The sequence below is a fragment of the Saccharospirillum sp. genome, assembly GCF_040881935.1.
Lineage (GTDB): Bacteria > Pseudomonadota > Gammaproteobacteria > Pseudomonadales > Natronospirillaceae > Saccharospirillum.
The window spans coordinates 25,869-39,602 of record NZ_JBBECH010000072.1; the positions used below are offsets into that span (position 1 = coordinate 25,869).

Annotated in this window: 12 protein-coding genes; 5 read left to right on the top strand and 7 right to left on the bottom strand. The window is 56.8% G+C overall.

The window, feature by feature from the left end; all coding sequences use genetic code 11:
- Nucleotides 1-20: 20 nt before the first annotated feature.
- Together WEB54_RS13395 and WEB54_RS13400 are read right to left on the bottom strand one after the other, a co-directional pair.
- Nucleotides 21-1,220 carry an ABC transporter substrate-binding protein gene (locus tag WEB54_RS13395; RefSeq protein WP_368056192.1) on the bottom strand — a complete coding sequence of 400 codons (1,200 nt, stop codon included), beginning with the start codon at nt 1,218-1,220 and terminating at the stop codon, nt 21-23.
- A 309-nt stretch (nt 1,221-1,529) separates the two neighbouring features.
- On the bottom strand, nt 1,530-3,074 hold the full coding sequence (locus WEB54_RS13400) for an alpha/beta fold hydrolase (RefSeq protein ID WP_368056194.1): 1,545 nt from the start codon (nt 3,072-3,074) through the stop codon (nt 1,530-1,532).
- A 167-nt stretch (nt 3,075-3,241) separates the two neighbouring features.
- On the opposite strand from WEB54_RS13400, the gene WEB54_RS13405 reads away from it, so the two are divergent.
- The 3 genes from WEB54_RS13405 (at nt 3,242) to WEB54_RS13415 (ending at nt 5,252) form a co-directional block, all read left to right on the top strand.
- Nucleotides 3,242-3,442 carry a hypothetical protein gene (locus tag WEB54_RS13405; protein WP_368056196.1) on the top strand — a complete coding sequence of 67 codons (201 nt, stop codon included), beginning with the start codon at nt 3,242-3,244 and terminating at the stop codon, nt 3,440-3,442.
- Nucleotides 3,443-3,461: 19 nt separating this feature from the next.
- A complete protein-coding gene (locus tag WEB54_RS13410; protein ID WP_368056198.1) occupies nt 3,462-4,436 on the top strand; it encodes a D-2-hydroxyacid dehydrogenase in 975 nt (324 codons plus the stop codon).
- A 141-nt stretch (nt 4,437-4,577) separates the two neighbouring features.
- Nucleotides 4,578-5,252, top strand: coding sequence for a MaoC family dehydratase (locus tag WEB54_RS13415; protein WP_368056200.1), 675 nt, complete (start codon nt 4,578-4,580; stop codon nt 5,250-5,252).
- A 186-nt stretch (nt 5,253-5,438) separates the two neighbouring features.
- Here WEB54_RS13415 and prmC read toward each other — a convergent pair whose 3' ends face one another.
- From prmC to hemA, 3 genes are read right to left on the bottom strand one after another with little or no spacing between them, the layout of a single operon-like run.
- Nucleotides 5,439-6,290 (bottom strand): peptide chain release factor N(5)-glutamine methyltransferase, encoded by an 852-nt coding sequence (gene prmC, locus WEB54_RS13420; protein ID WP_368056202.1) that lies wholly within the window; start codon nt 6,288-6,290, stop codon nt 5,439-5,441.
- Nucleotides 6,291-6,320: 30 nt separating this feature from the next.
- Complete coding sequence (gene prfA, locus WEB54_RS13425; RefSeq protein ID WP_368056204.1) at nt 6,321-7,406, bottom strand: peptide chain release factor 1; 1,086 nt, start codon at nt 7,404-7,406, stop codon at nt 6,321-6,323.
- Between the two features lie 15 nt (nt 7,407-7,421).
- The gene (gene hemA, locus WEB54_RS13430; RefSeq protein ID WP_368056206.1) at nt 7,422-8,678 is read right to left on the bottom strand and encodes a glutamyl-tRNA reductase; all 1,257 of its coding nucleotides are present in this window, start codon (nt 8,676-8,678) and stop codon (nt 7,422-7,424) included.
- Between the two features lie 430 nt (nt 8,679-9,108).
- Here hemA and WEB54_RS13435 point away from each other — a divergent pair, with 430 nt between their 5' ends.
- Nucleotides 9,109-10,863, top strand: coding sequence for a tetratricopeptide repeat protein (locus tag WEB54_RS13435; protein WP_368056208.1), 1,755 nt, complete (start codon nt 9,109-9,111; stop codon nt 10,861-10,863).
- A complete protein-coding gene (gene lolB / locus WEB54_RS13440) occupies nt 10,860-11,420 on the top strand; it encodes a lipoprotein insertase outer membrane protein LolB (protein WP_368056210.1) in 561 nt (186 codons plus the stop codon). The genes WEB54_RS13435 and lolB overlap by 4 nt, the downstream gene beginning before the upstream one ends.
- Before the next feature lie 240 nt (nt 11,421-11,660).
- Here lolB and WEB54_RS13445 read toward each other — a convergent pair whose 3' ends face one another.
- Together WEB54_RS13445 and WEB54_RS13450 are read right to left on the bottom strand one after the other, a co-directional pair.
- Entirely contained in the window at nt 11,661-12,833 is a 1,173-nt protein-coding gene (locus WEB54_RS13445) for a 1-acyl-sn-glycerol-3-phosphate acyltransferase (protein ID WP_368056212.1), read from the bottom strand.
- 107 nt (nt 12,834-12,940) lie between these two features.
- Nucleotides 12,941-13,615, bottom strand: coding sequence for a TetR/AcrR family transcriptional regulator (locus WEB54_RS13450; protein ID WP_368056214.1), 675 nt, complete (start codon nt 13,613-13,615; stop codon nt 12,941-12,943).
- Nucleotides 13,616-13,734 lie beyond the last annotated feature (119 nt).

A 13,734-nucleotide genomic window follows, 5' to 3' on the forward strand; every position in this document is an offset into this window, starting at 1 on the left:
GTAGCGGTAACCTGTCCGATTTACTGGACTTCGCCCACTTCCACAAAAGCACCGTTACGCACGGTCATTTCAACAATGACACCAGGTACGTCGCCGTTGGCATCGAATTCATGCTGGCCGGTTGCACCTTCGTAGTTGATGTCCTGACCCGCCGCCAGCAAACGCTTGGCTTTGGCCCACTCACCCGGCAGGATAACTTCACCCGGTGCAGTTGCGACGCGGCGCACGTGATCGCTCAGGCCTTCACGGCTGTCTTCACCCATGGATTCGATAGCCAGCGCAATGATAAAGGCAGCATCGTAAGACTGACCGGCAAAGGTCGCGTTCGGATCCAGTTCAACACCCTCAGCCAGTGCTGCGAATACATCAAAACCTGGCAGATCGGGGGTACCCGGCTTGGTGGCAATCATGCCTTCCAGAACGTCTCCGCCCACGGCACGAACCAGGCCGTCACCGACCATGCCATCGCCACCAACATAGGTCACGAAGTTACCGCTTTCATTGGCCTGACGAAGGATAGTTTGACCGGACCCGTCAGCATAAGCCAGCACGACCAGGTTCTGGGAACCGGTAGACGCCAGTGAAGCGATTTCAGCACGGTAATCGGCTTTGCCGTCTTCGTGTGCTTCATTGGCCATGACCATGCCGCCTTCATTTTCGAACGCAGCGGCAAACGCATCGGCCAGACCTTTACCGTAATCGTTGTTAACGTAGGTAACGGCGGCCTCTTCAATGCCTTTGGAGACCAGCAACCGGGCCAGAATTTCACCCTGGTAGGCATCTGACGGCGGGGTACGGAAGACTTGATCGTTATCGTTCAGCTCAGACACCGCCGGTGACGTAGAAGCCGGTGAGATCATCACAACGCTGGCAGGAACAGCAACGTTGTTAGCGGCGGCAATGGTCGGACCTGAACATAGGGCACCGACAATGGCGGTGACGTTTTCAGAGTTGATCAACCGGTCGGCACCGTTGGTGGCAGCCGATGCGTCACCGCAGGTAGTGTCGGCACTGGGCATGACCAGAATGTCACCGTCCAGAATACCACCTTGACCGTTCACGTGGCTGACCGCCAGGCGAGCCGCATCATAAATCGGCGGCGTCAAGCTCTCGATCCCACCGGTAAAACCGCCCAGAAACCCGATCTTGACTTCCTCGGCCTGTACCGCGCTGACCAGTGCTGCAGCGGTTGCTACGCCCAAGAGTGTTTTTTTAATCATAGTGTTCTCTCTCGCTGTTATTATGTTTCCCGAAGGGACCACTTCATGTTGAGGAGTTTTTGTCAGAAACACAAGCCTTCAAACGGCGCATAAGCCCGCATTGTCGGCTTTATTCACTTTCTGTTCAGACACAACCTTCAATCAGGTGATCGCGTGAGCTGTGCGCAGTGCCAGTCTTTTTCTTGTTGTTAGACAGTGTTGCATTTATACGCACCGGCAGCTTCCCCTATTTTTCAAGCGGCAGCACCCCCGAATGTGAAAAAAGCTAACAGCCTATTTGTAAAGCCATGATTCCAGTTCAGTGATTCCCTAGGGGAAAAAACCATTGGTCAGAAAAAAGGCCACCCAGAAACGGACGTCCTCGTCGTTCATGATAAAGGTGTGTCCGGCCTCGGCAAGCCGAAAGCCGTCGGCTTCACTCAAGCGGGCACTGGCGACGGACACCTTGCCATCGTGATCCCCCTGAAACAATACATTGAACCAGGGGTCACTGGACCGGGTTCCGGTAATCACCCCAACCGGGACATCGATCGGTTCGATGCGGTTCACCAGTGCATCGTCAGTGGTCGCCAGTTCCAGAGCCGCTGGCCCCATGATCCACTGAAACCAGGCATGATCGTCCAACGCATCAATAACTTCGCTGCCATGATTAGGCGGACTCAGCATCACCACCCGGCCCTGACCGGGTAAATCGGAACGTTGTAGCCAGTACCGGGCCAGAATACCCCCCAGTGAATGGGTCACCAAATGAACGGTGTCGTAACCCTGCCGGTTGACCTGTGCCACTGCGTTGGCCACATAGGCCGACAGTTCCTGCACCGTCTCCTGACGACTGGGGTACTCCTGATTGCAGGTGGCAAAGCCCGCTTGGCGCAAGGATTCAGCCAGCCGAGCCATAGAGCGATCGGTACGGCCCAGGCCATGCACCAGCACAACGACTTGCGAGCCCTGGCCTTCAACGGAGCACAGGTCATCCTGCTCTGGCACCATCAAGCTGGCATCAATGCGCACGTCGGCCAGGTTCACGCGCCAATCGAGGTGGGGGCCAGTGCTGCGCCCGGTAGTACCCACTTCCGCGATCAGTTGTCCTTGCTCAATCTGTTCACCAGGGCTAACCAGCAGGCGGGACAGGTGCAGGAAACTTGATGACAGGCCCATGCCATGGTTCAGCATCAGGGTGCCACCGCTGAAATATAAATCCGGTTCCGCCAGCGTCACCACCCCGGAAGCAGGGGCGTAGACCGGAGTTCCGGTTGGCACCGCAACATCGATACCCCAATGCGGTGCCGACGGGTCACCATTCAGAATACGCTGGCTGCCATAGACGCCCGAAATTCGGCCGAAAGCAGGCCAGATAAAAGGCTCTTGCCAGCCTTCACTGCTCACTCGTTGCGCGCGCGCCGCATTAACCCTCGCGGCATCAGCCACAATTCGGGCGATCTGGTCTTCCGGCGGATTGACCCGGGACGGATCGAGCCCGTCGACCCGTTGAGTTCGGTAATCACGCCCTTTTATTTCCAGTTGAAACCGTTTTTCGGGCTGGCCCGGTGAACGCATCGTGAGTGGGTATTCACCGCGCATCATCCGCTCGAAACCCAAGATGTAGCGGCCTTGAGCGTCGACCGGGACCGACTGCCCGGCAAACCGGATATGACTGTCCGACTCGGTCTGGCCCACAAAATAACCGCCGCCTTCCAAAACCCCATACCCTTCGGGCATGGCCCAGGCAGGCAGCGCTATCACCGCGAACAACCAGCAAAGACCGGCGCGCCTGCATTGCGCCTGAATACCCCGCCTGGCCAGAGAAAAGGCTTGCCAGGCGTGATGCCGGTCATTACCCAAGGGAACTGCCATCTTATATACTCACTCTGTGGTTCACGGCTGGCTAACGTCGGGCTGCGAATACGGGCCCCGGACAACGTCAGTCTGATTTTGGCCTATCTTACACAATTACGGCCCGGTATTGGGCCGTCCGTCAAACCGGTTAAGAATTTAACGCCATAACTGCAGTTCCGGTGCTTGTGATTAATTCCGACAGTTCATCGCTCAAGTTTTCCCTGTTCGATATGACCCGCGAAAATGAGATCATGTTGGGGTCTGCAGACCGGCTGAATACCCGTAACGCCGAACTGACCTCGGTGTGTTTGGGCCTGGTTCGAACTGGACAGGTTCCTCCAACGCGGGCACCTGCCCTCAGAATAAGGTACATTCAAGGGCACTGAATTCGACAACCGAGACCTTATGAAAGCCGTATTTCTTGACGCCGCCACCTTTCCGGATGAACAGAGCTTGTCGCCACCGGCCGCTGTGACCGACTGGCAGACCTTCGACAAAACCGCACCTGATCAACGACTGGAACGCTTGCACCAGGCTGACATCGCCATCGTTAATAAAGTGGTGATTGATGCGACGCTGCTGGCTCAGTTGCCCGATCTGAAATGCATTGGAGTCACCGCCACAGGGACCAACAATGTTGATCTCGACGTCTGTCGTGCCCGAGGCATCGCTGTCTTCAACGCCACCGGCTACGCCGTCGACGCCATTGGCGAGCATTGCATCATGGTGATGCTGGCACTGGCCCGGAACCTCAAAGCCTACCTGCAAGACACACATGAAAAAGGCTGGAGCCAGAGCCCGTTTTTCTGTCATCGAATGGCCCCGATTCACACCTTAAGCGGCCAGCGCCTGGTCATTGTTGGCAAGGGCGACCTTGGCAATGCGGTGGCCAGCCGGGCCCAGGCATTGGGGTTGTCGGTTATCTATGCGGAACGGCCTGGTGCCGAGTCGGTCAGACCGGGTTACACCGCCTTTGAAACGGCGCTATCACTGGCCGACATTCTCAGCCTGCACTGCCCGCTGACTGCCGAGACTGAAGGCATGATCGACCGCCATACGCTAAGTCTGATGCAGCCCCACGCCCTGCTAATTAACAGTGGCCGGGGCGGCCTTGTCGTTGAGGCTGATTTGCTCGACGCCCTAACCCATGGCCAAATCGGTGCTGCAGCACTGGATGTCGCCAGCAGCGAACCACCACCGACAGATCACATCATCTGGCGCCTTGCGGCCCTGCCCAACGTTATTGTGACGCCGCATATTGCCTGGTCATCCGGTGGGGCCATGGCGCGTCTGCTGCGCCAGCTGGAGCAAAAACTGAATCGCTGGGCCGAACAGGATCCCGATGCACTGGCAGACTCACTGACGCACGATACGCATTAATCTCACAGGACATACAAATGGCCACCATTGAGCAACTTTCATGGCACTCATTTCCCCCCAGACTAAGCGATACGGGGGTTTTGGCGTATAATGGATTTTATTCCTACTGGATCAGCCTCTCTGTGAAATGGATTCCCGGACATGAGTGTCATCGACCTGATTAAAGAAAAGAAAGAACGTCTGAGCCAGAATCAGGCGGAATTTCGGGAGCTTATCGCACCGCAATGGCGCGAATACTGGAACGAACTGTGGCAGAGCGCCCGTAATCACGAATGGGTAAACTGGGTGTTGGATCAGGATCGCAAGCCGGTCGATTCCCCGCAGGATGCTTTAACAGAGTGCGATAACCCCCGTGCCGAAGCCATGCGCCAGACACTGCTGAGCCAGTTGGGTGATGTGGTTTATGAAGGCCAGTGGCTAACCCTGGAGCAAGACCGGATCAACGCCTTTGCCGGCGTCACCGAAGACCAGCAGTGGATTCATACCGACCCGGCCCGTGCCGAACAGGAATCTCCGTTTAGAGCCACCATTGCGCATGGCTTTTTAACCTTATCGATGATTCCCAAACTTACCGACTCGGTCGACCCGACCAAGCCGCCCTACCCCGGCGCGAAAATGGTCGTCAATCTGGGCCTGAATAAGGTGCGCTTCCCCTATCCGCTTAAGGCTGGCAGCCGGGTGCGAGCGACCAAGAAAATCGTCGCAGTCGAAGTAGTCCGTCGCGGCTTGGAAGTCACTGAAGAAGTCACCGTCAATATTGAACACACCCGGCGCCCAGCCTGTGTGGCTGAAACCGTCATTCGCCTGGTCTATTAACACAAGTTTCGGAGTTCAAATTGGCTGCATCGCCTTGAACCCGCGCCGGATGGCAGGGCTGCTCCTGCGGGGGCGCCGTAAATACATCCATGTAGGCTTAACTTCGGCATCCATGCCTCAGATACCCCGCAAAAGCAGCCCTGCCACCCGGCGCTAATCTATTTCGAACTTCGAAACTTGAGTCAATTAAAACGAACCAGACACAGGGTTCCACTGACCAAAGCTGACCCGATCCCGATTCCCCATATCCTGCACGGTTGCCACCGAGCCATAGCCCAAACGTTCAAAGCAATCTCTTACCGCCGGGCCTTGGGTCCAGCCATGTTCCAGAAACAGCCAGCCGCCTGGCACCAGAGCCCGTCGCCCCTGCACAATCAGAATACGAATATCGGCCAGGCCATCCTCGGCTGCCACCAGCGCAGACAGCGGCTCGAAGCGCACATCGCCCTGCTGCAGGTGAACGTCATTGGCGGCGATATAGGGAGGATTGGAGACCAGCAGATCCAGACTTTGGTCAGCCAGAGCTTCGCACCAGTGGCTTAAGCCTACAGTGACCGGCAAACCCAGGTGTTGCGCGTTCTCTTGTGCAAGTGCTACCGCATCCGGTTGAACATCAAAGGCACTGATGCTCCAATCCGGTCGTTCACTGGCCAATGCAAGCGCTATGGCACCGGTGCCGGTGCCCATATCCGCCACCCGCAGTGCAGTCTGGTCAAAGCGGTTCAGTATGGTCTCGACCAGCGTCTCGGTATCTGGTCTGGGAATCAGCGTACTGGCGTTTACCTTTAACGGCAGAGACCAGAATTCGCGCGTGCCGAGTATATGAGCAACTGGCTCACCGCCCAGACGCCGTTGCGTCAGATCACTAAAACGCCGTTGTTGTTCATCGGTCAGGGTCCGTTCGGGCCAGGTAAACAGCCAGGTTCGGGACTGACCGAGCACATGGGCGAGCAACAGATCCACCTCCAGCGGTTCAAGACCCTGCTGCTGGGCCCATTGCTGGGCTTGGCGAACCTGATTCAAGAAGGGATTCGGCATAGCGATGGTGTCGGTTTGGGTCGTGACACGTCAGGACTGCGCCATATCGGCCAGCAGCTGCGCCTGGTGTTCCTGCACCAGCGGATCAACCACCTGGTCCAGTGCGCCCTGCATGACTTCATCCAGTTTATAGAGCGTTAAATTGATGCGGTGGTCGGTTACTCGCCCTTGTGGGAAGTTGTATGTGCGAATCCGCTCGGAGCGATCCCCGCTGCCGACCAGGCTGCGCCGGGTATCGGCCTGTTCACGGGCCGCAGCACTGGATTGTGCATCCATTATTTTGGCCGCCAGCAACGACATCGCCCGGGCCTTGTTCTTGTGCTGGGAGCGCTCATCCTGACATTCCACCACGATGCCGGTGGGCAGGTGCGTCAGGCGAACGGCAGAATCGGTTCGGTTGACGTGCTGGCCGCCGGCACCGGAGGCGCGATACGTGTCGACGCGCAAGTCGCCTTTGTCGATCTCGACTTCGGCCAGTTCATCGGCCTCTGGCATTACCGCAACGGTGCAAGCTGAGGTGTGAATACGCCCCTGGCTTTCGGTCTCCGGAACGCGCTGAACCCGATGCGCACCGGATTCAAATTTCAGGTGCGAATAGACCTGATCGCCACTGATGCGACTGATGATTTCCTTGTAGCCACCGTGTTCGCCGTCGCTGACGGTCATAATTTCCAGCCGCCAGCCCATGCGCTCAGCATAGCGGCCGTACATTCGATGCAGATCACCAGCGAACAGGGCGGCTTCATCGCCACCGGTACCCGCCCGCACTTCCAGAAACACGTTGCGTCCGTCGTTCGGGTCTTTGGGCAATAACAGAACCTGTAATTCGTCAGTGAGGTGTTGCAAGCGCTCTTCACCGAGTCGCGCTTCATCCCGACCCATGTCGCGCATCTCGGGGTCGCTGTCGTCCATCAGCTGACGGGCATCGCGGATGTCGTTTTCGACCTCCCCATAACGGGCAAAACAACCCACCACATCCTCTAACTCTGAATATTCACGGGAATACTGACGAAAGCGGTTTTGGTCCGAGATCACCTCGGGCTGGGAAAGCAGACGCGCCAGCTCATCATATCGTTCAGACAGTTCAGTCAGTTTCTGGCGGATGGACTCTTTCATAGACGCTTGAGTGCCTTATAAATCAAACAGACGGGAAGCCCATTCACTGGCCTCCTTGTCATCACCATCACCGTGGGCTTTGCGCAAGGCCACGGTGGGTGCATGGAGTAATTTGTTGGTCAGGCCGCGTGCCAGTTGTTCCATCACCAGCTCGGCATCACCGCCCTGTTGCAAAGCACGACGGGCTTTCCCAAGTTCAACCTCTTTCAGTTGCTCGGCTTGCTGACGCAAGGCGCGAATGGTGTCAGCCGCCTGCCGTTCTTTCAACGACTGACTGAAGGCATCGGTTGAACGGGCAATGATGTCCATCGCCTCATGCGCTGCTTCCTGGCGGCTGCGCACATTGGCTTCGATGACCGTTTTAAGATCGTCCACGGTATACAGATACACGTCGGGCAGATCACCGACTTCACTTTCTATATCACGCGGTACCGCTATATCGACCATAAACACCGGTTTATGCCGGCGCTTCTTCAGGGCGCGTTCAACCATGCCCTTGCCAATGATAGGTAACTGACTTGCGGTCGAGGAAATGACGATATCCGCACCCGGTAGCTCATCCGGAATGTCCGACAACAATACCGCCCGAGCGCCAAATTCCGCCGCCAGACTTTGCGCCCGGGCCAATGTTCGGTTGGCCACCACCAGATCGGTCACGCCCTTGTCACGCAGATGTCGCGCCACCAAATCAATGGTCTCACCGGCTCCTATCAACAACGCCCGGCACCGGTCGAGCCGGTCAAAAATACGGGTGCTCAGGCGCACCGCCGCGTAGGCCACGCTGACCGCGTTTTCACCAATGGCGGTATGAGTGCGGACTTCCTTGGCGACCCGAAAGCTGTGTTGAAACAAATGATGTAACTGCTGACCGACGGAGTCGTATTCCTGGGCAACGGCGAAGGCGGATTTTAACTGACCCAAAATCTGCGGCTCACCCAGAACCATGGAATCCAGCCCGGCCGCCACCCTCCCTAAATGGGAGACCGCATCAGCATCGGCATGGATGTAGAGCGCGGCGCGCAATTCGTCGGGAGAAATACGGTGCGTTTGAGCAAGCCACTGAATCAGCGCTTCAATACCGACGGCAGGCTCAGTCAGCGAACAATAAATTTCACTGCGGTTGCAGGTGGAGAGAATCACCGTCTCTTCGATGCCGGGAATCGACAACACCGAAGACAGGGAGTCGGGCATGGTTTCGGGAGCGAAACTGACTTTCTCCCGAACGTCTACTGACGCCGTGTTGTGATTGATACCGAGGGCCAGCAATGACATGTTTGGACGGGGCCTGCTCACTTCGTTGATCAAACGCGTAGTCTACCGATTTTCGGGTCTGGAGGCGACTGTGATAACACCTTGCGTCCCAGCCGGGAAAGGTCTGCCAGCAGGCATCTTTACACGGATTTACGCTTCGCTTGCTGTACCCGGAAGTCACCCACAGGTCACTCTAACCGGGAACTCGACAGCAGTATGAGGCCGAACGTGTCACAAACAATGCAGGTCAGGCTATACTCATGATTGCCCCTGGCTATCCGATACTGAGCTGAACCACATCCCAGTGCGTAAACCCTCGCAACGTCGGTAACTGCAACGAAATTGAATCAACCAGTGCAGCAAAGAAAGGGACCCCCCGGCACAATCGATCCGGATTACCCTTTTTTGCGCAGGACGCAACCCTCACAATCAGACGGCGAAGCCAAGACACATGACATCATCAGCACCTTTCAAACGTACCCTGCTGGCCACCCTGATTCTCAGCCTGGCCCTCAGTGGCTGCACCACGACGGCCTCTCAGGCCGAATCGTCCGGTAGTTCCGCCCCGCAAACCGAAACTGATTCGGTACCGGCGCAAGCTATAGAATCCGAGACTCGCATTGCCACAACTCCGCTAACCGGCGAGTCCTTCTATACCCTGTTGCTGGCGGAAATCGCGACCAACCGTGGCGACTATGGCTCAGCCGCACAACTCTACAGCCGTCTCGACCGTCAATTCGACGACCTTGAGGTGGCCCAGCGCGCCACGGCTCTGAACCAGGTGGTCGGCAATTACGACAGCATGGGAGAGCACGCAGGCCACTGGCTCCGGCTCGAACCAAACAGTGTCGAAGGCTGGCAGGCGCTGACCATTGCCAGCCTGGCCAATGCGGATCAGGTCACCGCCAAACGGGCGTTGGACAGATGGCTAATGCTGGACCCGGATGCAGAGGTCGAGGGTGCACTGGCTGGCATCAACAGCCTGACCAACGACCAGCAAGCGAGCCTGTTACCCGTGTTCGCCGAGGCTGAAACCAGCCACCCCGATAACACCAGCATTGGCTTTGCCAACGCCCAACTGCTGTCCACACTTGGCCGCTATCAACAGGCACTGGACGTCATCAGCGCTAATCGTGCGCGACAGGACAGCCCAGACAAGGGTTTACTGGAATTCAGACTCCATCTGGAACTGAACGACATTGAGCAGGCTCGTACGATCATCAGCGAGCTCACCGGGCAATACCCCAACAATAGTCAAGTCGCAACGGCCTATGCGGGCTTCGTCTACGCAGACTCGGGCGCCAATAAAGCAGACACCCTTGAATCCCTGTTTAACCGGTTTCCGAATGAACCGGTCATAGCCCGGGCTTTTGCGCGCGAATCTTTCGATAACGGAGATTACGATACCGCTGAAGTGCTGTTCGAGCGGCTGATTCCCACCGAATTCAGCGATGAAGCGCATTATTTTCTGGGCCGGATCAGCCGCATCAACCGCTTGCCAGAAGAAGCTGCCCAGCGGTTTTTGAGCGTCCAGGCACCGCCGTACCTAATTTCTGCCCTGGCAGAACTTAGCGAGGTTTGGCAGAACAGCCGCCCCACCGATATACAGAAAGCCTTGCATCAGGCCCGGCAGGCCTATCCCGGCCAGAGCCCTGTTTTGTGGCGCATTGAAGCCGATCTGTACCGCCGCCTGGGTGACACCGAGCAGGCAATGGCCGTCTACGGCCAAGCCTTGTCAGCGCACCCGGGCGACACCAGCCTGTTGTACGACCAGGCATTGCTGGCCGCCAACCTTGGGCAATACGATTTGCTTGAGGCCAATCTGATCGATGTGCTGGAACAAGAGCCAGACAACACCTCGGCGCTGAACGCCCTGGGGTACACCTGGGCCGATCGCAATGTCAATTTGCCTCAGGCACAACGCTACATTGACCGTGCGCTGGAGCAGCAGCCCGATGACCCGGCCATTCAGGATTCCAAGGGCTGGGTGGAATATCGCCTCGGCAACCTTGAGGAAGCTGAGCGTTGGTTACGCCGTTCACTGGAGTCAATGGAATCGGATGAAGTCGCCGCCCATCTGGCCGCCGTACTGTGGGAACAAAACAAACAGGATGAGGCGCTACGCTGGCTCGACCAGGCCTTCAACTGGAACAGCAACAGCCCGACAGCCCGGGCCATCATTGAAACATTGGGCATCGACCGATGAAGTCGCTGCTGATTCTCGGCCTGGCAACACTATTGCTAACCGGCTGCGCCCGCTTCGGCACTCAACCGGGAGCCAGTGATCTGACAGAAAACTGGGCGCTATCGGGTAAAATGGCCGTTCGCAACGCCACCGAAGCGAGCAGTTTCAACGTTGACTGGGAACAGCGGGCACAGGATTTCGAGATTGAGCTGAGTGGCCCTCTGGGCCAGGGTGCCGTGCAGATAAACGGTGAGCCGGGCAAGGTAACCCTGACCAAAGGCGCCGACCAGGTAACCCGCAGCACCTTACGCGAGCTGGCCTACGAAATTACCGAACTGGATCTGCCGCTCGACTACCTTCAATACTGGGTTCGCGCCAAGCCCTACCCGGGCATCGAAGCCATCATCGACCGGGATGCCGCCAGCCGCCAGGTGCAAAGCATTAATCAGTCGGGTTGGCAGGTTGACTACCCACTGTATTTCGATGAAACCGGCGAATCGCTACCCCGAAGAATCGATTTTGCCCGCAATGGCAGCAGCGGCCGCCTGGTCATTCGTAACTGGGTTAGCGAGTTATAGCTCCAGTCTCGGAGGCTGCGCTCACTTTGGTGGCTACGCAAGGTATATCGCCAATAACCCGCACCGTGCACCGGTTAGGCTTAACCAGGGTCGGCGTAAACCCATCCATGGGGCCTGGACCGCAGCGTCCCTGCTGCGGACCACCCTGGATAAGCCTAACCGGCACACGGTGCTAACCATTTTAGCCACGGCCTACAAACTAGAGGTTAACTCTGCAATTCCGAAAACCTAAGAGATGGTTTATTGGTCCTCAGGACCCTCTGAGTCTGGCACTACCTCATCCATCGCTGACGTCAGCGCCGGTAACCCCTGCTTCATTTGCACCGCATTCGCATACTGGCGCAACATATAGGGTTTAAGGGTATCCCGCGTTACCGCAACCCGCTCTGCCAGCTTCACGGCATCTGCGTTTGTCGGTTCAGTTTGGTCACCGTGCAAGATGGCGTGAGCCCATTCATTGGATTCGTACAAGCGGTAATGCTGATGCACCTGGGCGTCGATTGCCGCTGCGACATCGGTGTCTTTTTCATAATCACCGTTCAATACTTCGCCAAAGGCCAGATGGACCCGGCCTTTCCAGCCGGTCATACCGCGGGCAATCGACTGAACATCCTCATGGGCCTTTTTCTTGTAACCGCCTTTATGCTCCTGCGCATAGAGTTCACGCGCTTTGGACAAATCGAGCGGGTCCACTTCATAGCTGATGGTCACCGGAACGATATTCAACTCGCGAATGTAGCTGGCGTAGTCGCGATCTTTGGGTTTGCTCAGACTGAACATGCCGATTACGGCTGGGTTGGTTTTGTCGAAGCCATCTTTGGCGCGACCTTCCCGCTGGGCGATCCAGACATTTGCCTGATCGGCGGTAATACAATGATGAATGTAGCGCGACAGGATCTGAGCTTCTTTCAGTTTGGCTTTCATGCCCTTGACTGAGCGGCGCACGATGAAGCTCTTGTTCAAGCGCATCAGATCGCTGACAAAAGGCTTGCTCAGCAGGTTATCTCCGATGGCGATTCGTACGGTCTGGAACCCCGCGTGATAGAGCGACCAGTTCACCATGGCCGGGTCCATAACGATGTCGCGGTGGTTGGAGACGAATAGATAACCCTTGTTTGGGTCGAGCGCATCGAGTCCCGATACGGTCAGATCCGCCACGCTTTTATCGAGGATCCGTTTTAGATAGCCACGCAGCCGGGGCTGAAAATCTTCAACGCGACGAATACCGCGGAACTGCCAGGCGAGGCCCAGACGAATAAGGGAGCGCAGCAACCAGGGGGCTTTGCGGTTCATACCCGGCGCTACCCAGGCGCCAATGGCCGCATGCATTTCCGGGTCGGCGAGCACACGCTTCAGGACGAGCGGAACTTCGTCGTCGTTAAAGGGGCGAATATCGTCAAATTCTGCAGTCATAGAGCCTTATCAGACCAATAAAAAGCGGCTACTGTACTCCAAGTCGGCCTGAAAATCAGGCTCGGACCCGGGGGCTCGGACAAAAAGCATTCAGACCCGGGCAACGCTCAAGCTTCACCGGGTACCGTTAAACCAACGCCCTTCAGAATAACGTGGGTCAGGGTACGTTCGGCCTGTTCAAAGTCGGCTTCGGTTAGCCCCTCACTGTCCAGCGCCCACTCAATTTGGGTGGCGAAGTCGGCATAGTGCTGGGTGCTTCCCCAGATCATAAACAGCAGGTGCAAGGGGTCGATCGGGTCCATCTTGCCGGCGTCGATCCAGGCCTGAATCACGTTGGTCCGCCCCAGTGCCCAGTGATGCATTTCCTGAGCCAGGTACTTTTTCAGATGCGGGGCACCCTGTATCACCTCGATGGCAAAAATTTTTGAGGCCAGAGGGTGGCTACGGGAATAGCGAATTTTGGAACGAATGTAGGCGTAAATCGTTGCGGCCGGGTCTTCATCGGCGGTGGTGGTGTTAAACGCCTGGTTCCACATGCCCAGAATATCTGACAACACCGCGCCGTAGAGGCCAATTTTGCTTTGAAAATAATACAGGATGTTGGATTTGGGCAGACCCGCGCGTTCAGCGATGGCATTCAGCGAGGTTCCCTTGAAGCCATGCTGCGCGAATTCAATTTCCGCCGCCTCAAGTATGATGGCCTCGTTCTGCTGCCGGATTCGCCCTGCCTTTTCCTTGGTTTGGAATTCTTCTTTCAAGCGTTTCTGGGCCTGGTCGACCATGATGACTTCCTGCACTGAGGTGATAGAAAGAACGAAGACAGTGGTCAACGACCAGTACTCGCTTGCCAGTCTAACTCACTGATTCCGCGTACATTTCGAGCTTAAGCGGCTTCCCGTTT